General features: G+C 60.0%; 20 protein-coding genes and 1 pseudogene. 10 read left to right on the top strand and 11 right to left on the bottom strand.

All coding sequences use genetic code 11. The features are described 5' to 3' along the window. Window positions 1-868: 868 nt before the first annotated feature. A complete protein-coding gene (locus EV147_RS19880; RefSeq protein ID WP_130392943.1) occupies window positions 869-1180 on the bottom strand; it encodes a hypothetical protein in 312 nt (103 codons plus the stop codon). Between the two features lie 246 nt (window positions 1181-1426). Here EV147_RS19880 and EV147_RS19885 point away from each other — a divergent pair, with 246 nt between their 5' ends. From EV147_RS19885 to EV147_RS19900, 4 genes are all read left to right on the top strand, one after another. Continuing rightward, entirely contained in the window at window positions 1427-1990 is a 564-nt protein-coding gene (locus tag EV147_RS19885; protein ID WP_130392944.1) for a ProQ/FinO family protein, read from the top strand. A gap of 243 nt (window positions 1991-2233) precedes the next feature. Beyond that, window positions 2234-2542 carry a helix-turn-helix domain-containing protein gene (locus EV147_RS19890; protein ID WP_130392945.1) on the top strand — a complete coding sequence of 103 codons (309 nt, stop codon included), beginning with the start codon at window positions 2234-2236 and terminating at the stop codon, window positions 2540-2542. A 5-nt stretch (window positions 2543-2547) separates the two neighbouring features. After that, window positions 2548-3888 (top strand): type II toxin-antitoxin system HipA family toxin, encoded by a 1341-nt coding sequence (locus tag EV147_RS19895; RefSeq protein ID WP_235844846.1) that lies wholly within the window; start codon window positions 2548-2550, stop codon window positions 3886-3888. A 128-nt stretch (window positions 3889-4016) separates the two neighbouring features. Next, entirely contained in the window at window positions 4017-4538 is a 522-nt protein-coding gene (locus EV147_RS19900) for a cupin domain-containing protein (protein ID WP_130392946.1), read from the top strand. 167 nt (window positions 4539-4705) lie between these two features. On the opposite strand, the gene EV147_RS19905 is transcribed toward EV147_RS19900, so the two are convergent. From EV147_RS19905 to EV147_RS19915, 3 genes and pseudogenes are all read right to left on the bottom strand, one after another. Further along, window positions 4706-6097 (bottom strand): class II fumarate hydratase, encoded by a 1392-nt coding sequence (locus tag EV147_RS19905; protein ID WP_130392947.1) that lies wholly within the window; start codon window positions 6095-6097, stop codon window positions 4706-4708. A 4-nt stretch (window positions 6098-6101) separates the two neighbouring features. After that, the gene (locus EV147_RS19910; protein ID WP_130392948.1) at window positions 6102-7088 is read right to left on the bottom strand and encodes a tripartite tricarboxylate transporter substrate-binding protein; all 987 of its coding nucleotides are present in this window, start codon (window positions 7086-7088) and stop codon (window positions 6102-6104) included. Between the two features lie 36 nt (window positions 7089-7124). After that, a pseudogene (locus tag EV147_RS19915) lies at window positions 7125-7919 on the bottom strand (cation:dicarboxylate symporter family transporter); the annotation flags it as partial. Between the two features lie 114 nt (window positions 7920-8033). On the opposite strand from EV147_RS19915, the gene EV147_RS19920 reads away from it, so the two are divergent. The 3 genes from EV147_RS19920 (at window position 8034) to EV147_RS19940 (ending at window position 11210) form a co-directional block, all read left to right on the top strand. Further along, window positions 8034-9311 (top strand): hypothetical protein, encoded by a 1278-nt coding sequence (locus EV147_RS19920; RefSeq protein ID WP_130392949.1) that lies wholly within the window; start codon window positions 8034-8036, stop codon window positions 9309-9311. 38 nt (window positions 9312-9349) lie between these two features. Next, window positions 9350-9862, top strand: a complete 513-nt coding sequence (locus tag EV147_RS19925) for a Bug family tripartite tricarboxylate transporter substrate binding protein (protein WP_235844863.1) — start codon at window positions 9350-9352, stop codon at window positions 9860-9862. Between the two features lie 1105 nt (window positions 9863-10967). Then, on the top strand, window positions 10968-11210 hold the full coding sequence (locus EV147_RS19940; RefSeq protein WP_130392951.1) for a hypothetical protein: 243 nt from the start codon (window positions 10968-10970) through the stop codon (window positions 11208-11210). 222 nt (window positions 11211-11432) lie between these two features. Here EV147_RS19940 and EV147_RS19945 read toward each other — a convergent pair whose 3' ends face one another. Further along, window positions 11433-12326 carry a LysR family transcriptional regulator gene (locus tag EV147_RS19945; RefSeq protein WP_130392952.1) on the bottom strand — a complete coding sequence of 298 codons (894 nt, stop codon included), beginning with the start codon at window positions 12324-12326 and terminating at the stop codon, window positions 11433-11435. A gap of 87 nt (window positions 12327-12413) precedes the next feature. On the opposite strand from EV147_RS19945, the gene EV147_RS19950 reads away from it, so the two are divergent. Genes EV147_RS19950 through EV147_RS19960 form a run of 3 tightly spaced genes read left to right on the top strand, consistent with a single transcriptional unit; the run spans window position 12414 to window position 14779 of the window. Continuing rightward, window positions 12414-13088, top strand: coding sequence for an RraA family protein (locus tag EV147_RS19950; RefSeq protein ID WP_130392953.1), 675 nt, complete (start codon window positions 12414-12416; stop codon window positions 13086-13088). 32 nt (window positions 13089-13120) lie between these two features. Further along, window positions 13121-14104 carry a Bug family tripartite tricarboxylate transporter substrate binding protein gene (locus EV147_RS19955; RefSeq protein ID WP_235844847.1) on the top strand — a complete coding sequence of 328 codons (984 nt, stop codon included), beginning with the start codon at window positions 13121-13123 and terminating at the stop codon, window positions 14102-14104. 27 nt (window positions 14105-14131) lie between these two features. Next, window positions 14132-14779 (top strand): 4-carboxy-4-hydroxy-2-oxoadipate aldolase/oxaloacetate decarboxylase, encoded by a 648-nt coding sequence (locus EV147_RS19960; protein ID WP_130392954.1) that lies wholly within the window; start codon window positions 14132-14134, stop codon window positions 14777-14779. 1037 nt (window positions 14780-15816) lie between these two features. Here EV147_RS19960 and EV147_RS19970 read toward each other — a convergent pair. The 6 genes from EV147_RS19970 to EV147_RS19995 form a co-directional block, all read right to left on the bottom strand. Next, window positions 15817-16467: an RraA family protein gene (locus tag EV147_RS19970; RefSeq protein ID WP_130392955.1), complete on the bottom strand. Its 651-nt coding sequence runs from the start codon at window positions 16465-16467 to the stop codon at window positions 15817-15819. Continuing rightward, entirely contained in the window at window positions 16464-17126 is a 663-nt protein-coding gene (locus EV147_RS19975) for an RraA family protein (protein WP_130392956.1), read from the bottom strand. Before EV147_RS19975 ends, EV147_RS19970 begins: the two co-directional genes overlap by 4 nt. Window positions 17127-17137: 11 nt before the next feature. Continuing rightward, the gene (locus EV147_RS19980; RefSeq protein ID WP_235844848.1) at window positions 17138-17809 is read right to left on the bottom strand and encodes an RraA family protein; all 672 of its coding nucleotides are present in this window, start codon (window positions 17807-17809) and stop codon (window positions 17138-17140) included. Between the two features lie 79 nt (window positions 17810-17888). Beyond that, a complete protein-coding gene (locus tag EV147_RS19985) occupies window positions 17889-19073 on the bottom strand; it encodes a YncE family protein (protein ID WP_130392958.1) in 1185 nt (394 codons plus the stop codon). Between the two features lie 16 nt (window positions 19074-19089). Continuing rightward, window positions 19090-20058: a tripartite tricarboxylate transporter substrate binding protein gene (locus tag EV147_RS19990; RefSeq protein WP_130392959.1), complete on the bottom strand. Its 969-nt coding sequence runs from the start codon at window positions 20056-20058 to the stop codon at window positions 19090-19092. 132 nt (window positions 20059-20190) lie between these two features. Then, a complete protein-coding gene (locus tag EV147_RS19995; RefSeq protein WP_130392960.1) occupies window positions 20191-20622 on the bottom strand; it encodes an aconitase X swivel domain-containing protein in 432 nt (143 codons plus the stop codon).

Raw genomic sequence — 20622 nt, forward strand, 5'->3', positions numbered from 1 at the left:
GCCACCGCTGGTCACTCCGCGAACGGTCGAGTTCCGCTCGCCCGGCCGAAATATCTGTGGCACGGTCTCTGCTCGTACACCTCCGGTGGCTCACAGGGGCCCTCACTTGTCGCCTCCTTTTTTTGCCCGCTTCGCTGCGGGCTTTCTTTTTTTGCTCACAGGCTGACACCCGGGTCGGGCCATCCAAGCCAAGGTGCGAACAAACAAACTATATCTGTCCAGTCCCGACCAACCCGGAAGACGAGCGCAGGATGCGTTGTAGCCCCGGTTCATCATTGACGACGATCGTGGCAGGTGCCTGCATTTCATAATCCCAACGACGTCGGCGGCACCTTTCTTGCTGATGTGACAGAGCCAGAGGATCTGTCATGCCAAACATACATCATCTAAATTGCATTTCGACTACGCGTCAAACCTCGCCCTTCAGGGCGCGGAAGGATAGCGCGGACGCCGTACGCGTCCTTTGTTGCGGTTAGTGTGGCGTTTTCTGTTGTTCGATGTACTGGCGGCCGGCCGCCACGCCGATTCGCTGCCAAAAATGCACCTTCGGGACGATGCGTAATTCTGCATGACCCGATGTGCGCGTGAGATCGGTGGGGGAGCCAACATTGGAGGAATACCAATGTAAGTGCTAGAGTTCAACGCATCCGAAGGGCAGCCCATGGAGAACGCCGCGAATCGCCGGTGGGATAGATCATTAGTATGGCCCAAACGGGTGTTCAAGGGCAAAAGCCTCGCTCAAAAGGGCTGGACGCTTCAACGCTTCAGGAGATCGCCGTTGGGCCAGCGCAAGCGCCGGGTGCGCAACTGCGGCGGAACAGGACGGGCATAGTATGGCTTCTTAGGAAATGATGTCGGCTAGGGCGCCTCAGCAACCCGTGGCGTACCGCTCCTGCTCGCGGCCATCGACCAGCCGCTGGAGGACGAAATTGTGGCGCCGCTTGCCGCTGTTGCCCTCTGTGCGCACATAGGTAAGTAATACGGCATGCCGCCCCTCTTCAAATCGATACTGGAACGACCCCGGGCCGGCATCTCCCTCGGCGATGGGATCAGGCTCGAGAAGCATGCGCGCGCACCAGAGGATGACCAAAGGATCGTGCTCCGCAGCCGTGCGCGCCAGCGCTTGCTGTAATTCGTTGAAAACAAAATGGGCGCGCCCGGCGTCGACGATCATGTTCATCGGCTTTTCGCATTAGCTAAAGAGTCAAGTTCACATCCAGTCCCAGGTCGCGCAGTCGCATCAGATCCTGAGGGGGGAGCCGGCCCAGCTGTCTTTTGCGAAGGGAAACGTTCTCCAGCAGTGCCTTCTAAGCACGGTACCGGGTCGCTGCAGACATTCCTGTCTCAGGGCAAGGGGTTTCATGATGCCCTGAAACGAAGCGCGGGAGGCCATTTACAATGGTGCGCTCTAGACTGGTGACGACAAATGGGTTTTGAACAGCTTGCAGAATTGAGGAAACTACTGGCCGCCAAGGCCCGCCAGGAAGACTCGCCTTCCCCACAGGCGAAGGATACCGCGCGTGTACGAAAGGCGCCGAAGGTGCGCAAACCCGCCCAAGAAGCGCGCGATGAGACGATTCCCGGTCCGCAGACGTCGCCCCCGAACTTAAAGCCGCGTTCGCCCAATAGTGAGGTCGATCAGACGGTCGTTCTGCTGGGCAAATTGCAGAAGCGCTTCCCCCTCGCTTTCCCAAAGAAGCCGGCGCCTAAAGTCGCTCTCAAAGTCGGCATCCTCGAAGATCTTCTCGGAGTGAAGGACGAATTACGCCTGAGCGCGGAGGAAATTCGCGCTGTTCTCTCGATGTGGTGTCGCGGCATCCGGTATTGGGAAGCCATGGTCGAAGGCGCGCCGAGAGTCGCCCTGGATGGCACTGTGGTCGGGCAGGTCACCGAGTCCGATGCGATCCGTGCGCGGCAACTGCGCGGGCGGCGAGCAAAGCCTTCTGTCGCGAAGGCTGAGGAACCGCAACATCCTGATGCGTCCTCCTGATCGGCCTAACGCGTTCAAGGAAAATGTGAGCTCCCCGGCTAAGGGCAGTAATTGCGGCTCCCGTTGCACCCCTAATACGGGTAGTAATCACTGCATTGGGCTCATAACGCCCCAAATACGAGATATTGCGCCTTGACGTCCGGCGTCTTATCAACGATGATGAGTTATCCATATTTGGGTCGTTGTGGTTCGAATTGACACGTAATGACCCGATTTCGGGATTCTACGCGGACTCAATACGCCATGCCTTCGATTCGAAACTCGTCTACTGGCGATGAAATCGCCGCCGAGATTGGCGCGCGCCTGCGAGCCAAGCGGATGGAGCGCAACCTGACGATCGCGGCATTGGCTGAGCGAGCCGGCGTCGGCCACAACCGGATTGGGGACATTGAAGCCGGTCGCGATGTGCGCGTTTCGACGCTCGTGAAGGTGATGCGCGCGCTCAGCATGGTGAGCAACTTGGAGGCCGCCTTCCCGGACACGCTGCCCTCCAGCGAAGCCATCAACAGCCGCGGTGAGGTTCGTCAACGCGCTTACATGCCCAAGGAGTAAGCGTCGTGGACACACCGAAGAAGCCCGCAGCGCCGGTGCGCAAGCGCGCCGCCCGAATAGTTCGACCGGCCCCCGGCGTCGTCGCCAGTGCCCAGGTATTGTGGTGTGAGCGCCCTGTTGGCACCGTCACAGAGTTCGATAGCGGTCGGATCGGCTTCAATTACGATCCTGAATACCTTGGCACCGGCGGCCCGAGCCTGTCACCCGAGTTTCTGCCTGCCGAGTCGGGCACCTTCGAGTTTCCCGAGCTGCGGCGCGTGGAATCCTTTCTGGGTCTGCCCGGCGCCCTGGCTGACGCCTTGCCAGACACCTTCGGCAATCTCATTATCAAGCGCTACTTCGCTGAGCGCGGCGAGCCGGACAAGGCCATGAGCCCGGTCCAACGCCTGCTCTATATCGGGGATCGCGCCATGGGTGCGCTGGAGTTTCGCCCCCGGATTGATCGTCTGGCCACCGCCGGCGAAGCCGAGGCGCTCGAAGTCGGCTCTCTGGTGGAAGCCGCGCGCAAGATCGTCTCGGGCGAGGAGGATGGCGCCATATCGGAGCTCATGCGCATCGGCGCGAGTGCGGGCGGCGCCCGCGCGAAGGCCCTCATTCTCTGGGACCGCGACAAGAGGCAGATCCGCTCGGCCTTCGCCAAGCCACGCACGGGCGAGCAAAGCTGGCTGATCAAGTTCGGTGGCGTTGAGTCGGCAAACCCCAAGGACCACCAGGCTCAGCCGTTCAACCGTGTCGAATACACTTACGCCCTGCTCACGAAGGCGCTTGGCATCGATATGGCGCCCGTCGACTTTATCGAAGACGAGCTAGGGCGCTTTCACTTTCTCACCAAGCGATTCGACCGCCCGGATGACGGCAGCCGGATCTACATGCACAGCCTCGCCGGTCTTGCGCATGTCGATTACAACATCCCGCGTGCCTACAGCTACGACCAGTATTTCCGCTGGATCCTGCGACTGGAAATGCCGCATACCGCCATCGAGGAAGCGTATCGGCGGATGATCTTCAATGTCGTCGGCCGCAATCAGGACGACCACGTGAAAAACTTCGCCTTCCTGATGTCACCCGCCGGCGAATGGCGCCTCTCGCCAGCCTATGACCTCACCTTCTCGGCAGGCACCGGTTACACGTTGCAACACCAGATGACGATCGGTGGCAAATCCGACGACTTCGCCGTGGAAGATTTGGTCGCCTTTGGAAAGGCATACGGCGTCATCAACCCCAAGGCCGTCATCGCGCGAACCGTGGAAGCATTTAGCGGTTGGGCCGCACTGGCCCGGGATTGGAACGTCGCGCCGAACGAAATTGCAGCGCGCGCCTCGCGTCTGCGACTCTTCAAAGTCTGAGCAAGGCCGCCGCTTGTGTCGCTAGTCGGGCCGCAACGGCGGATGCTGCCTCTCATACCGGCTCTACGAGGGCAAACGGTATGGCCACCATGATATGTTCAGGCCTTAATGCGCCCTATTGATTCGCCATGGCCATCCTATCGGACACCCCACAACAACGCTTGATCGACCAGCTTGGCCTCATCCCCCACCCTGAAGGCGGCTTCTATCGTGAGACGTTTCGCGACGAGGCGTCGGTGGTACGTGTGTCCGACGGCGCCAAGCGCTCGGCCTCTACCGCGATCTATTACCTGTTGTGTGATGATGCCTATTCGGCTTGGCATCGGATCCGCGCCGACGAGGTCTGGCATTTCTACTCTGGAGACCCCATCCACGTGCATTGGCTCACGAACGACGGCGAGCTTGTCACGCATCGGCTGGGCAATCCGTTAGTGCATCCCGAGACAGTATTTCAGGCTGTTGTACCAGCAAACTGCTGGTTCGCCGCCGAACGCGTGCCAGATCCGCACGGCGGGGTGGGTTATGCCTTGGCAGGGTGTACGGTGGCCCCGGGTTTCGAATTCAGCGAATTCGAGTTAGCCGATGCAAAATCGTTGGCGACCGTCAATCCAGCGCATGGCCCTGTGCTCGCGCGACTAGCGGGTCGGTAGCCCCGCTTCCCCCTCTCCTTCCCAGATCTCCTTCCCACATCGCAGCCTTGTCGGAGGAGTGTGCCATTGACAAATCTGCAACGTCGACCAGCGACGCGTCGGGGATCGGGCGGTGTCGCCGGGAGGGGTACGCAAAGACTGCCAATACGAGTGCTACATCCTTTCACTCAATCTACATGCGCCATACGCTCTAGGTTGACCAGCACGTCGTACTCGTCGCCGCTCATAATCTTGAGGGCAATGGCCGCGTTGCGCGCGGTGATCCCCTGGGCCTTTGCATAGCTCACGATCCGCGCCGCCTGGTCGTAGCCGATGTGTGGATTCAGTGCTGTAGCGGCCAGTAGCGGACTGTCGAGCTGGCGCGCGAGCCGCTCTCGGTCAGGCTCCAGTCCGGGGATCACGCGTTCGGCCACCGTGCGCGCGGTGTCGGCCAGCACACGAATAGACTGCAGCACGTTATGGATCAGCACCGGCTTTGCCACATTCAGCTCGAAACTGCCGGATGCCCCGGCCATCGTCACGGTGACATGATTGCCGGCGACCTGCATGCCGGCCTGCACCATTGCCTCCAGAATCGTGGGGTTGCGCTTTCCCGGCATGATCGATGACGTCAGCCCGTCATCGGGCATCTTCAGTTCGCCGATACCGCAATGCGGACCCGAACTCATCCAGCGCAGGTCGTTCGCAATCTTGATGAAAGAGACCGCGATGACGTTCAGCACGCCCGACAGTTCCAGTAGCGCATCGTGCGCGGCCATTCCCTCTACCTTGCACGGGTTGGGCCGGAATGGCAGGCCAGTCAGGCGGCTCGCTTCCTCGCAGAATGCTTCGGCGAATCCTGCGGGAGCGTTAAGCCCAGTCCCTGCCGCCGTACCGCCCTGCGGCAGCAACAGCAGGCGCGGCATTGCGGCTTCCAAGCGCTCGATGCCGTGCCCCACCTGCGCCGCGAACCCCTCGAAGCTTCGGCCCAGCGTAGTGGGCACCGCATCCATCAGATGGGTGCGCGCCAGCTTGAGGATATCCGCAAACACCGTTGCGCGTGCGTGCAGGCTATCGCGCAGTGCGGCCAACGCCGGTAGCAATCGATCCTCCACCTCCATCACCGCGCCCAGGTGCATCACGGTCGGAAAGCTGTCATTGGACGACTGCGATCGATTGACGTGGTCGTTGGGATGAACCGGACGTCTCGTGCCGAGCGGTTCGCCCAGTCGCTCGTTAGCCCGATTCGCGATGACCTCGTTGGCATTCATGTTGGTCTGCGTGCCAGAGCCGGTCTGCCAAATCGTCAGCGGAAAGTGCGCATCGAATGCACCGCTGCGCACCTCGGCCGCTGCAGCAACAATCGCATGCGCCATATCGGCTTCGAGTTGTCCACATTGCAGATTGGCAACTGCCGCCGACATCTTGTGCAGCCCGAATGCATGGATCAGGCATTCGGAAAACCGCTCGGTACCAATGTCGAACACCGCCAGCGCGCGCTGGGTCTGGGCACCCCAGTACCGATCAGCAGGAATATCGACCGGTCCGAAGGCATCGTGTTCCGTGCGAGTCATCGTCATCGTTTTAATCGAGCGAGATATTCGCCTTGGCCGCCAGTACCTTCCAGCGCGCCACCTCGGCTTCGGTATGCTTGCCCAGCGCGCTTGCCGTGTACTTGTCAGCCGGCAGCATCTGGATAGCCTGGGCAGACAGTCGATCCGTGAACGCCTTGTCGTTCATGACTTTCAGGTAGGCGGCCTGCACCTTGTCAATGACCGGTTGCGGCGTGCCCTTCGGTGCATAAATGCCGTACCACGTAGCGGCTTCGAAGCCGGGGACCAAGGTTTCCGCAAGGGTTGGCACATCCTTGAGTTGTCCGACGCGCGTAGCCGAGGTCACCGCCAGTGCACGCACCTTCGCTTCCGTGATCTGCGGCAACGCCGTGTTGGTCTGGTCGAACATCCCGTCGACCTGAGCGCCGATCACATCGATCAGCGCTGGTCCGGCGCCTTTGTACGGCACCAGCGATACCTTGATGCCCGCCGCCGACGCAAACATTGCTGCAATGAGGTGCGATGTGGACCCCATTCCCGCGTTGCTGATGAACAGCTTGCCGGGATTTTGCTTGCCATACTCGACCAGTGCCTTCACGTCCTTGGCGGGATGATCCTTGCGCACCATCAATACCATCGGCGTGTCAGGGAAGCGGAACACCGGCGCGAAATCCTTCACCGGATCGTAGGGCAGCTTCTTGTACAGCGCGGGCGCCGCGCCCATGTATCCCATATGGGCCACCAGCATCGTGTAGCCGTCTGCCTGCGCGCGCGCCGCCTTGGCTGCGCCTACGGTACCGCCCGCACCTGGCGAGTTGTCGATGATGATCGACTGCCCGACTTCGCGCGACACGCGCTCGGCAATATTGCGCGCCAGCGCATCGGTGGGACCACCGGCTGCGAACGGCACGATCCACGTGATCGGCTTGGTAGGCCAAGCCTGCGCATGGGCGGACGCCGCGGCCGCGAACGTAGCGATGGCCAGTGCGGCGCGCACGTAGGGAGTGAAGGGTTGCATGGTTTGTCTCCTGCCTGGATATTTGTGTAATTTGCTTTAGCGGGCCGTGGCGCGCGCCAGCGGTATGCCGCCGAGATGCGGGTTGGCCTGATCGGCGTCCTCGCGAAGCAGATTGCCGTCGTCGAGTGCGGCATCGGCCTGGGCCGTGTTCGGGTAGAGCTCGGGGTACAGATGGCGTCGTGCCGCTTCGGCATCGAACGTGCCGGACCACTTGGCTACCACCACTGTCGCCACACTGTTGCCGATGGTGTTGCACGTGGAGATGGCCATCGAGAGGAAACGGTAGACGCCAAAGATCACTGCCAGCCCCTCCACTGGCAACACACCCGTCGATGTCACCGTGGCGGCAAACACGACGAAGGAGCCGCCCGAGACCGTTGCGGCACCCTTCGAGGTCAGCAGCATCAGCAGGAGAATGCCGAGCTGATGATCGAGCGTGAGTGGCACACCGTAGGCATGGGAGATGAACATCACAACCATCGCCATGAAGATGGAAGTGCCATCGAGATTGAACGCATAGCCGGTGGGCAGCACCAGGCCGACCGTCTGCTTGGCACAGCCAAGACGTTGCAGTTTGACCAACAGGCGAGGCAGCGCACTCTCCGAGGAGGCCGTGCCCAGCACGATGAGGATTTCATCCTTGATGTACCGCAGGAATCTCCACAGGCTAAAGCCTGCCACTCTCGCCACAAGCCCGAGAACCACGGTGATGAACACGATCACCACCGCATAGAAGCTCAGCACAAACTCGGCCAGTGCCAGCAGCACCGCCGAACCGTTGCTGCCCACGGAGTAGGCCACCGCGCCAAACGTGCCGATCGGCGCGAGCTTCGCCCCGAAGAAGGCTATCTGCCAATCGCTAAACTTACCAGAAGTGAGAATGGGCAACCCGTCGAGTTGCTATTTCGTACGGAGCATCTTAGAGACTACCTGTCCGCACGCGCAATGGGCCTCTTTGTGGCTTCATATTTTTCGCGAGACGAAATCCTCGACAACGTTTCAGGCATCCAGTGGTCGCAAGACGGTAGCAAGGCAGAATGGGACGAGGGTCACTGGGAAGGTCGTGCTTGGGCAATTCATGAAGGACACGGAGAGAACTACGGCAGTGAAACTGCTGTTTTCCATGCGACGAATTCCGGCCTTGATACCGAGGAAGACGTACCGAAGTTTGACTTCGGAGAAGTTGCCGGCAAGTCGAGTACGTGGAAGGTTCAGCATAAGGGGCGCAAGCTGTTCCGTGTGATGGGTGAGGTCTGGAAGGAAGAATGGATTCCTCCCGCTGACGCGAGTCCGCGTGTGAAAGGCGATGATGTGCCACCCACCGCGTTCTTCGCAGTCGATAGCTCTGGTACACGCGAATCTCGTCAGACGCTCGGCAGCAAGGGGCAATGGTTATGGTTTCGACCAGAACTAGTTCCGGCGCTATTGCAATACCGAGATTCTCAGTTGCATTGGTACACCAAAGATAGCATCCCGCCATTCATCGAATCGCCCAACGAAAAGACCGAAGGTATCAAGCACATCCTGAACTCGTTGGCTGGGACCCCTTACATTCGTCTGAGCGGTGCTGAAGACCCCCGGCCTTACCAAGAGCGGCTGGGATTTCGTGACCTCATGGCATTGGTTTTCCAGAGCCAAGAGGTTGTCGCGAATCAGAACATCCTGTTCTATAAAACGCACGCCCACGAGCATCGAGAGCGACTCAAGAACTGGCTGCCCTACATACTCGGAGCTGAGACGCCAGAAGTCTTGATTGCACGTCAGCGACTTAGCACAGTGCAGGTCAAGCTCGCACAGCTTCGTCGTGAGCACCAAAAGGCAACGGCCGTCTCAAATAGCTGGCTGGAAAACATGTCCGGCCATTTGCAGGTGGCAAAAAGATACGGCCTGCTTCCAGGAACTTACGAATTTCCGGCCAAGCCGCTGCCCGAAGAGCTAATCGGTACGGCCCGGGACATCCTTGCTACGAAGCCAGAGACGACAGTACCAACGCCTCAACATCTAGACCAAGCGGCGCAGGAGATGCTAAGGCTGGAGAAAGAAGAGGACAAACTGAGCGACCAAATCAGTCATGCGCGCAAGCGCCTGGACGACATTGTTCGCCTGAAGTCGGGCTTAACCGGCTACGGCGATACAGCGCGCCGTCGCGCCGACCGTTTGCAGATATCCCAATGGCTGGAAGATATTGCCACTGAAGCAAGGACTCGCCATATCGTTCGGTAGCCGAGCTAGTCGCCAAGGCACGCGCTCAACCTGGTCAACTGAACTATGGTTCCGGTGGCGTCGGCTCGAGCCAGCATCTGGCAGGCGCAGTGTTCAAAAAGCTCGCCAACGTGGATGTTGCACACATTCCGTTTAAAGGAACCGCTCCCGCCATGACTGACCTCATGGCCGGCCGGGTCGATTTCATCATTACAACGGGTGCCCTGCCCTTTATCCGCTCCGGCAAGGTTCGTCCACTTGCCGTAGCCGCGCATCAGCGTCTGCCAGCACTACCAGATGTGCCGACGTTCGACGAAGCAGGCGTGAAGGGATTTTATACCGATTCCTGGTATGGACTGGTGGCGCCTGCTAACACACCACGTCCAGCGCTCGAAAAGTTGAACGTCGCGTTGAACCAGGCCTTGCGAGACTCCGAGCTTCAAAAGCAGTTCACGGAGCAAGGTTCTCTGCTTGTGAAGCCGATGGGGGTGGATGAGTACTGGACGTTTGTGAAGAAGCAGATGCCCACGGCTGCCGAACAAGTCCGCATCTCCGGAGCGAAGGCGGACTAGGGACGCGGCAGGCTTCACTGGCGCCCTTCGGCTAGGGAGCTACACTCGACGAAGGCACTAGTTGAACCGCAGCCATGGGCACAGCACGCTTTCACGAAGGCGACAAAAGCAGAGCAATCTGCTCGCGTTGCGAAAAGCTCGTCAGCACGACCTTTGTGCACCGAGAAGTTTCTTTCCCTGACGGCAAACGGACTGCAAAGAACATCCTCGTCGCGATATGCGATGTCTGCGGCGAAGTCGTCGCAACGCCTTCTGAATCCACTGCAGCCATTCGTGCGGCGCGCGATGACTGAAGTTCGGTCGCGGGCTCAGTATGAACGTCCACCCATGAGGAGGGCAGACGTCACTCATAGAGCGCACGACAATAGTTCACATCGTGATTGAACCCGCGACTTTCAGCCCAGCCCACGCGCACCCCGCCGTGGGCTTTTCTTCCGCCCGGATTCGATTATACTGTATATCCATACAGTATCATATTTCTCTGAGGCCATGCTTCCTGAACCAGCGAATTGCCCCATGTGCGGCAGCGCCGCTGAGCGCATTCGGTCTTCCCAACTTCGGGGATACCGATACACCTGTCCAAGATGTGGCTCGTTTGGCATAGAGACGGCTGCTTTGGGCGACATGGAAGCCGCCATGTTGGCTTGCCAGGCAGTCGCTCGCTTGCGAGCCTATGGGCATTTGCCGTTCATACAAAGAGACAAGCAAGGCGTTCGTGTTGGACCTGGCCGTACATAGGACCGCGTAGACAACGGTCTACGACAGCGTCGTCGAGGAAGGAGCCGAAGTTATCGGTAACAGCCGGTTAGCAGCGAGCTGTCATCTACGTGGTGACTCGTCGAGTCACCCCGCCACTCTGGGCGCTAACGGGATACTTGGGCGCATCGAAGGCCAATATGTATCTACGGCAATACGGCAGCTTCCTCCTGCTGCCACTGCCACTCAAGAACATCTAGATGTAGAAATCGACGCCGGCGCAGATGGACGTGTGCGCTTCTTCGCCGAGAGAAAAACGGCTCGGCATCATCGACACTCGCATTATTAGGGTCGGTGTATCGCGCTGAACCGGTTGGAAGCAACGACACGCTCTAAACCCATTGTTCTCATGCAGACTTGGACGAAGCTCTTCACTCAAACGCTCATCGCCATCGCGCTCATCGTCGTGACGGCGGTGGTCTCGCGCGTCATCTACGTCAATGCGAATCCCCCGGCGATGACCGACCTTCAAGAGGAAAGTGATGTCCGTCGAGAAGTCGTCGACTGCAGAATGGAGCGTAGACCGGCAGAGCACCCCGCTCGCCAAACACGTGAGGATGCCATCTGGATTGCGGGTTGCCTCGACTCCTGAAGTAAGACGGGCAAGCCGGTTGACACTCCCCGGTCATCCACAAAGCTCACTTTAGGTACACGCCCTCGGCGTTCAGGTTCCGGCGGGCACGGCCGTTAGCTGAAATTAGCTGTGCGAACCCCGCTACAGCATTTTTCAGGGCAAGCGGCATACCCAGCTGCTTGCCCCTTTCTACTCAAACCTAGACAACGCAATGGCGCAACGGACGCATTGAGGCGCTCGCTACTGGGGATGCGCGAGCGCCAATGAGGCGACGAACTCTCGCACGGCCGGGCTCTCATCGCCAGCTCGCGTCACAGCCACCAACGTGGCTTGCGTCCGCACATTCGAAATGCGAACGAAGGCCACGTCACTCCGGTTCGCCGCTGCAACCGAAGCACCCACCACTGTGAATCCCAGTCCGGCGGCAACCAGGCCCAGTGCCGTGTGAATCTCGATGGCTTCATGTCCCGCGCGAGGATTGCCTCCAGCCTGGCGAAGTAAATCGACCATCTGGTTCGCGTACCGGCTCTGTGGGTCTTTCGGATATTGGATGAGCGCCAGCTCGTCCAGGTCGGCGGCCTTCACCGTCTTGCGTTTCGCTGCCCGAGAATGGATGGGCACTGCGGCGACAAACGGGTCTTCGAACAACTCGGTATAGGTCAAGTCGCCGGCTCGGTCGAAATCGCCGATGAAGCGGGAAACGCCAACGTCAATTCGACCACTACGTAGCAGTTCTGGCTGATGCTCCGACAGTTGCTCGAGCAAGTCCAGTTGAATGCCGGGAAGCTTTTCCCGAAAGCGCCGGACCGCCTCCGGGAGCAGGGAGAAGATTGTTGACCGGGTGAATCCAACTCCAAGCCAACCAATGTTGCCAGCAGCAACGGCCCTCGCCTCCTCGTCAAGTTGGCGCATTTGGGAAAGAAGGTCTTTCGCCCGGGGATACAGAAACTTACCAGTGGGCGTTAGCGTCATGGGCCGATTGGACCGGTCGAACACGGGCGCACCCAACTGCGACTCCAACTGCGATATCTGCATGCTGATTGCCGTGGGCGCGACGAACAGGCGACCGGCAGCCGCCACCGCGCTACCAGCGTCTACCACCTCACAGAAGTACCTCAGCTGCTTCAAGTTCATTTTTTATGAATCTAGGTCCAATTTTCGATGTTTGATTCAGCCAGAACTTTACTCGAAACTCCAACGACCCACACATGGAGTTAAGCGATGGACAGTGTTTCGCCCCCCGCGCAAAGTCTGCTGAAAGCGGCTCGCGCCCTGAGCACAGCTGAAATCTCGGACGCGCTCGACTATTTCAAGCTGCCTGGTAGCGCACTCGGCATCGGCCTCCAAGCCGGTGAACCGCGCATTTTCGGCCCTGCCTTTACGGTTGCCTTTGTACCTGTCGACACCGCAACCCCGGGCACTGTCGGCGACTACCTCGACAACATTCCTCAAGGCGCTGTCGCCGTTCTGGACAATTCCGGCCGCGTCGACTGCACCGTGTGGGGCGGCATCATGAGCAAGATTGCTGAACATCGCGGTATCGCCGGCACCGTCATCAATGGGGTCTGCCGTGACACTGCCGAAGCCCAAGAGGTCAACTACCCGCTCTATGCGCGGGGTCGCTTCATGCGCACCGGCAAAGACCGTGTTCAGGTCAGCACTGTTGGTGAGGTCGTCAGCCTTGGCGACGTGCGAGTGACGCCAGGCGACTACGTGGTTGCAGACGCCGACGGCGTCGTCGTCATACCGCAAGCCCGCGCGGCAGAGGTGTTCGAGCGCGCTCTTCGCACCCGCGAGGTCGAAGGCAAGATTCTGGAAGCCGCGTTGGCCGGCACACCGCTTGGGGAGGCACGCCGCCAATTCGGGTACCACACGCTTCAGCGGACCGGTCACTGAACCCAGGGTCACAAAAATATAACGGAGACAAAATGAACTGCAAGATGTATCTCGTGACCGCGCTCGCGGCGGCGACCTTGGCCTGCGCACTCACTCCTGTCGCGGCAGCGGCGGCCGAAGCTTATCCCTGCCCGACCCTGCGGCTCGTATCCCCTTACCCGCCCGGTGGTACCACCGATATCCTCGCGCGCATTGTTTCGCCCGGACTATCCAAGCGACTTGGCGTCACCGTCATCGTCGACAACAAGGGCGGCGCCAGCAGCAATATTGGCACTGAGTTCGTCTCGCGTGCCAAGCCGGATGGCTGCACCGCACTGCTCGGGAACAACACCGGGATTGTCATCAACCGGAACCTCTACAAGCTGAAGCTCGACCCGACTCAAGCATTGGCTCCAGTGCGCGAAGTAGCGTCGGTTCCGCTCGTCCTTTACGTCAATGCGTCGCTACCTGTGAAGACTGTGGGACAACTGGTCGACATGACCAAGGCCGCTCCCGGAAAGTACAGCTACGCCTCCGGCGGAAGCGGCAGCCCGCAACATCTCGCAGGCGAAATGCTGAAGCTCGAGCGTCAGCTCGATATGGTGCACGTCCCCTATCGTGGCCAGGGGCCCGCGTTGAGCGACGTCATTGCCGGCCAAGTACCCATTGCATTCGAAACGACGACGGCCATCGCCCCGCACATCAAGTCTGGAAAGCTCCGTGTGCTGGCAACCACCGGTGCAAAGCGCTCGAAGACGCTGCCCGATGTTCCGACGCTGCAGGAATCAGGGTTCCCTGGCTTCGTCATCGAGAATTGGTACGGCTTGTTCGTGCCTGCAGAAACGCCTGCACCGCTTATTCAGCGGCTGAATGCAGAACTCAATGCGGTCCTCACCGAACCCGACATTGCATCGAAGCTTAGCGACTTGGGTTCTGGCGACGTTCACGGCACGCCTGCTCAGTTCCGCGCTTTCATCACGAAAGAGATGCCGTACTGGGAATCGCTGGTCAAACGCTCCGGCGCGACGGTCGACTGAACATCAACGAATTCGGAATTTACTGAAATGACTCATACCGCTACCGCTGACCAACTCCAGCGCCTCTTGCGCCTTGGCACCGCCACCATCCACGAAGCTCAGGGCCAGCGCGGCGCTGTAGATTCGGCTATTGCGCCCCTGGACCCTTCGATGCGAGTCGCCGGTCCCGCACTGACCATCGACATCCGGCCCGGCGACAACCTGATGATTCACTATGCGTTGACGAAGGCGCGACCGGGAGATGTCCTAGTGGTCGATGCCAAGCAATTCGTCAACGCCGGACCATGGGGTGATGTGCTGACGTTCGCAGCACAGAAAATCGGCATAGCCGGCCTGGTCATCGACGGTGCCGTTCGCGATGCGACAAATATCGTGGAAATGGGCTTCCCCGTATTCTGCCGCGGTCTCAGCATCCGCGGGACCAACAAGGTTCAGCCCGGTCGCCTGAACGTGCCCGTTGTGGTTGGTGGTGCTCCAATCAATCCCGGTGACATCATCGTCGGCGACCGCGACGGGCTTGTCGTCGTAGCATCGGATGAACTCCAAACGGTCATCGATGCAAGCGAAGCCCGGGAGGAGAAGGAAGCTGAAATGCGGAAGAAGCTTGAACAAGGCGCTACGATGGTCGAGCTGCTTGGACTGCAAACAACCCTCGATTCTTACGGGTTGCGGTGAGCTACCATCCAAGAGCACAGCCCTATAAAAACGAGTCGAGAAACCTGTAAGCCAGACACGACTGCAGAATTCCGACTCGCTTTCCTCATGGGCATCGTTCTCCTGAGTGCAGCCAGCTCGCTACATTCAGGCGAGGAGGCAGACGTTGGCGAATCTCCTGGCCACGTAGTTCCCCGAAGCCACAACTCGGCAATCAATACTGATGGCGAATCCAGCGCGACTCTACGGCTTTCGCGACTAAAGACCACGCCCAACATCTCCTGAGCGGTCTGTTGGCTCAAAATTTCAGGAGGCGTCCGGGGAGCAAAGCCTCCAAAGCGACCGGACGCCATTTTTCTAAAATACTGAGGATATGCTTAGGATACTCCTTGAGTCTCTTTCTTGGCTCACACATTGGTCCCGGAGTAACCCTCGCCTCCTATCCGCTACGCCTACATCCGAACGTTCTAGTCTCACCAGGAACTGCTTCACAGTGGGCAGCCAGGGCGGAGAGAACTGTGTTGATTTCCGCAGCGGCGGTATGATGCTCCAGTTGGCATCTTGGATGCCTGCTCCATAACGTGACGCCCCGTGGATAACGAAACCTACCTGCAGTTCGATGCTCTGCAAGCCCTCGCCCACCGTACGGATGCCGTAACGAAGGATTGTGCGTGCGCTGCTCCTGAGCTCGATGAATGGACTTCGGTACCCGTCTCCTTCCCAGAGCAACAGCTTCGCGTCATCGGCACCCTGGTCCGAGACGCATACACCGAAGCAACCTATGAGGAATATCACCCTCAGGGCACCACACTCTGGTCAGCCGATGCTCCTATTGCTCCCCTCTACTTTCCTTACAACCGCTGCACCGTCTCGGAGTGCGAGGTCTGCGAGCGTGCTTATCTACGCTACGTAGAGGGCGGCGGGTACTTCGTCGACTCGCGCATACGACGACTGAGAGCGAGTGTACTCAGGGACGCCCCACTCTCGATTTGAGGGAGAGCGGGAGCATTGGCCAGAGCTCAAAGTGCGGCCAATGCTCATACTAGCGGGGCCGAGAATTAGGCGCCCTGCCTCCAAGCCGAAAGACCCAGAAGCTCGAGCGTCGTACGCCCCTTGGTCAACTCGTCCATGATGCGCGCTTCCTTGTCGAAGCGGCCCTGCCCGCTATCGAGCGTTGCATTCACGTGCGCTGCGGGGATAACCACCACGCCATCGTCGTCAGCTACCACTAGGTCACCGCTCGCAACCGGCGTGCCGGTGAAGCTTAAAGGCTGGCCGACGGATGGAACGCTGGCCTTGATGGTTCCGCGTACCGAGATGCCACGGGTGAACACGGGAAACCGACGGGCGGTAAGCGCCGCAATGTCGCGGACACCTCCATCGATGACCAAGCCCACGACGCCAGCTGCCTCGGCGGCAACCGTCAGAACCTCGCCCCAGTAGCCGGCCACGAAGCCGCCCGTCTTCACGACCAGTACGCTACCGCGCGGCACCTTCTCCATGGCCACATGAATGGCCAAATTATCGCCCGGCGAGCATTCCAGCGGATACGCAGGGCCAGCCACGGAGGCGCCAGGCCAAATCGTGCGGACCAGCGGGTCAACGGACGCCGTGGCGATGCCGCAGGCTTCGAACAGGGTCGATGTACCCAGCTTGCGTGCCTGCTCCAGCTGAGCGGCGCTATAGGGATTTTGCGATGCGGACATCATGCCTTCCTTTGCAGCGTGTGGTAGCCCAGTGCTTCACGCGCCTGGCCGAGGGTCTTGCCTTGAGCGATCTGCTCGCGAATCTTCGATTCCACACCTTCGATGCTGCGAGCAACGTCCGCAACTTCACGGGCGCGACCTCGGGGGACCACAACCACTCCATTGGCGTCGGCGACAACGATATCGCGTGCGGCGACGCGAGCGGTGCCGATGGACACCGGCACGTTCACGCCTTCGACCTGGACACGGTCCTTGCCGGTACGCATGAAGCGGCCACGCGTGAACAGCGGGTAATTGTCGCCCAGCGCCTTCGATACGTCGCGGCACACGCCGTCGATGACGGTGGCACGGATGCGACGCAGACCAGCGTATTGGGTCATGATGTCTCCCCACACGGTGCAGTCGGTGCGGCCATCGTTGTCCAGCACGACAATGTCGCCTTCTGCCACGTCATCGATGAAATCGCCAACCGAGCCGGCCGGGGTTGTTGCCGAAACGTACTTGACGGTGAAAGCCGGGCCGATGATGGTGCCCTTGTAGTTGTCCAGCGGTGCGATACCAAGGCACTGGCCCGGCAGGCCCAGTTTGTCCATAGCATCCGACACGCCCGGCGTGTCCAGACCTTCGAACAGAGCAATCAGCTCCTTGTCTTCTGCGTTCATGGCAGGTGCGCTCATTTTTTGTCCCCTTGATTGATAGCTTCGAATTCCTTGTCGTGCATGACTTCGGCGACAGAGCGACCTGCGCGCACAGCTTCCACCATGCCGTCCTGGCGACGGGCAATACGCTCGCCCATGTCGAGCACTTCCTCGATACTTGCGGCCGGGACGAAGACCGTGCCGCAGCGGTCGGCGATGACGTAGTCGTCTTCGTGCACAGTCACGCCACGAACTTCCACGGGCTCACCGGAGCCGGTCTGGATGACGCGGTTGCGCGCGCTGATCATCGTGATACCGCGGCCATACACCGGGTAGCCAATCGATTCGCTGCCCTCGATGTCACGACTGAAGCCGTCAATGACAGAACCGCGAATCTTCTTCGACACCGCGGCGTTGGCAAGGATGTCGCCCCAGCAGGAAATGCCGTCGATGCCGCCTGAAATCACGAGAATGCGGTCGTCAGTCGTGACTGCGTCGATAACTGGAGAAATCAGGTGGACCGTCGGCTTGGCGTCAGCCTTCGGGCCGAGCTGAATCGTGCTGGCACGGCCGACAATCATCGGGCAGTCCCACAGCGGACGCAGGCCATGCGTGGCGCCGGGCATCCCCAGAAAGTCGAGTGCGTCCGAGACGGTATTGGTGTCGAGCCGCGCAAGGCGCTCGAGCAAGGAAGGGTTGCTCTTCACGTTCGTTCCTCTATTGATTAGCAGTTCCAGGTAGTTGCTTTTCCCTGGGGACTCATTGCCCATTTGCAGTGCCGTTCCGTTAGCGCCAGAGCTTCAGTGCAGAAGGCGCCCCATCCATTTGCAGTCGCTCGCCGCTGTCTGCCAGCGTCCCACTCGTATTGCGGTAGAGCCGGATTTGACGGTTGGCTGCGTCTTGCACGAGCACGGCGCTCCCGTCCGGCGAGAAGGCATGGCCCTGCAGCCATTGCCCGCCGACGACCTGTGCCGTCGGACGCAGGCGGCTGTCTTCGATGGTGAACAAGCGGTAGCGCGCAGTCCCATGGAAAGGCGAGGTCTGCGCCTTGTTGCTGCCGTCAATAACCGTCACGCCAAGCGACCGGCTGTCAGGGGAGAAAAAGATGCCTTCCGGTGTCTGGCCAACCGTCACCGTGTCGACGACCCACGGCTGCTTGGCTCGCAGATCAATCAGGCTGACAGTGTCGGCATCGCCCTGGCCGCCACCGAGGTTGGTCACCGCAGCCCAGGAGCCGTCAGGAGAGATGTCCAACCCATAGGGACGAAGGCCAGCGTAGACCTCGCGCTGCTCCAGCGTGACCGTGCGGCCATCGATTGCCAGCAGGCTGACCCGGTTGTCGCCATCCCGGCTAACTAGCGCACGACGTCCGTCCGGCGTGAAAGCGACGTGTGCCGGACCGGACTTCTCCCCCAGTTGAACCTTACCAACGACTTCCACCTTCTCGCCCTCCATGGAGAGGACCGACACCGATCCCTCGGTGCGATTGGCCACAAGTGCCAGATTGCCCGCCCGGTTGATGGAAATGCCCGATGCGCCGGCGCCGGTGTGGACGCTGCCAACGACGCGCGGACCCGCAGCGCCACTCGGGTCTAGCGCCACGATGGACACCAGGTCGTAGGTCACCACTTTCGACGCATCGGCCGGGTCACGACGAGTCGATGCACTGACCAGTGCTACACGCCCGCCAGGGGCGATGGCAATGGAGCTCGGTGGCCCCACCAGCGATGTCGGCATGGCCACTTGCTGCGCCACCCGCAATTGGCCGCCGGACAGCACAATGACCGCCAGGGAGTCGTCCGCCTTCCGAACAAACGGCTTGCCGTCGTTCAAGCCTGCGCGGCCGTCCTGCACCGAGAGGTAGTACGAAGCCTGTTTCTGCGTTGCCGGCGTAGTCGCGCAGGCCGCCAGGACCGCTACTGCGACGACTACCAGGGCATAGCGCGGGAACATCATCGAGACGTTGGACATATCGGTCGCCTCTTCGTCATTCGATGTTCGCGCCTGACAGCTTGACGAGCTTGCCCCACTTGTCGATTTCCGAATCGACAATCTTCATGAACTCGGGCGGTGCATTGCCGACCGGGGTCGAGCCCTGGTCCGTCAGGTTCTTGCGCACTACCGGGTCTTGCAGCACCTTCTGAATGCCGGCGGCCAGCTTGTCGACGATGGCCTGCGGCGTACTGGCTGGAGCAAAAACGCCGTTCCACAGCGTCACCTCGAAGCCCGGCAACAATTCCGAAATGGACGGCACATTGGGCAGGCGTGCCGAGCGGCTCTTCGTGGTGACAGCTAGCGGACGCAATTTTCCACCATCGATGAACGGTAGGATCTCGACCATCGGCGCGAAAACGGCTTGAATCTGACCGCCAATCAGGTCAGCATTCGCCGGTGCACCACCTTTGTAAGGCACGTGCAGCATGTCGCCATGGGCCATGCTATTGAACAGCGCGCCCGACAGATGGGAGGCAGTGCCATTGCCGGCGGAGCCATAGGTAATCGGCCCTTTCTTCTTCTCCACGTATTCGATGAACTCAGGCAACGTTCTCGCCGGGACGTTGTTGTTCACCACAAGCACGTTCGGAATCAGAGCAACTTGCGAAACCGGAATGAGGTCCTTGCGCAGGTCGAAACCCATGTTCTTGTAGAGCGTCACGTTGGAGGCAATCGTGCTCGTCGCCATCAGCAGCGTGTAGCCATCCGGATTCGCCTTCGCAACGTACGCAGCGCCGATATTGCCGCCGGCACCCGCGCGGTTTTCCACGATAATCTGCTGCTTGATTACCTTGCCGAGCTTCTCGGCCAGCAGACGTGCGGTCGAGTCGGTGCTGCCGCCAGCAGCCAAGGGCACCACCAGCGTGATGGGCTTCTGAGCAGGCCATTCGTTGGCATTTGCAGTCAGGCTCGCAATCGCCGCGCAGGCGGCGACAGCGACGTGGGTGAAACGTCGAGTCATGGTTGTCTCCATTGGTGGCTTTTTCTTTACGAATGCGCTGAGAGGTCAGCGCATCTGCAAATCGGCTTTAATGCCAGCCCATCGCTTGTTATTTGGGGTCGCAATGGTGCTTAAAACTGCGGAACGTTCGGACTACTCCAACTCACGTTCGCTGGTCACAGAGACCGTGCCTGCGTCGGCATCGAGTTCGATGTAGTCGCCGGTTGCGATGGCCGTTGTCGGGTTCTGGTCCAAGCCGGCAACAACGGGAATGCTCCCGATAATCGCGCCAATCGTTGTGATGGGCTCGGGGTCCACCTGGATGAATGCCACAGGCGCGGTACCGCGAGAAACCATGTCGTAAATCTTGTACGAGCCGCCCGTGGAGCCCTTGCCGGTGCGGAACACGAGCACCTTGCCAGCAATGTTTACGCCTTCGAGCTCGTGTCCAGGTTCCGTGACCACGCCCGTATAGTTGTCTACGCCGCCGTTGAAACTGATGGCTTCGCTCGTCACCACCGCTTCACCCTTGGCCTTGCCAGTGACAATCTTGCGGCCCTGCAGGACAAATTTCGTGGTTGTCAT

Origin of the sequence: Cupriavidus agavae (genome assembly GCF_004217045.1) — a bacterium.
In the GTDB taxonomy this organism is placed as follows: Bacteria; Pseudomonadota; Gammaproteobacteria; order Burkholderiales; family Burkholderiaceae; genus Cupriavidus; species Cupriavidus agavae.